This window comes from Halorubrum sp. SD690R (genome assembly GCF_005435035.1).
GTDB classification, from domain to species: domain Archaea; phylum Halobacteriota; class Halobacteria; order Halobacteriales; family Haloferacaceae; genus Halorubrum; species Halorubrum ezzemoulense.
The window spans coordinates 1-474 of record NZ_SGTV01000125.1 but is presented as its reverse complement, the minus strand read 5'-3'; the positions used below and the strand labels follow the sequence as shown (position 1 = coordinate 474).

The following is a 474-nucleotide window of genomic DNA, read 5'->3' as shown; positions in this document are numbered from 1 at the left end:
ATAATGAAGAGAGGAATTGACACTTCTGAGGTTGAACAAAAACTACCGATCACCACAGAATTATATGGTCGTGCGATTCCATCTGGAATAATATATGATCCAGACTATGAAAATGATGCACTCCCAGAATTCCTGGATGATGAAGACTGGATAACGTATATACCAAACCAAGATGGCGAACTGAGTTTTGTCAAAAGTGAACCAATTACTAGTGTGTACTTCGGGAAAGAGCCAGAGAACCCAGAGACAGACATAAATTTGCAATTTTTTGATGTTTATTATCAACATCTTTCCTTCCCAAATATTATGGGTCTTATGCCGAGTCTACTAGATGACATCAGAAATTTAGCCACGGTATTATCAAAAGTCGCATACTACCAGTCAGATCTTTCAGATCTTAATGCAGCGATCCAGCAATTCATTCGCACAGAGTTGGAGTATCTATTTATGGTCTCAAGAAGCGCATATGACAAC

1 pseudogene is annotated in these 474 nt (G+C 38.6%); it reads left to right on the top strand.

Going from position 1 to position 474, the window contains the following annotated elements:
• Positions 1 to 474: pseudogene (locus EXE41_RS18700) on the top strand (hypothetical protein); the annotation flags it as partial.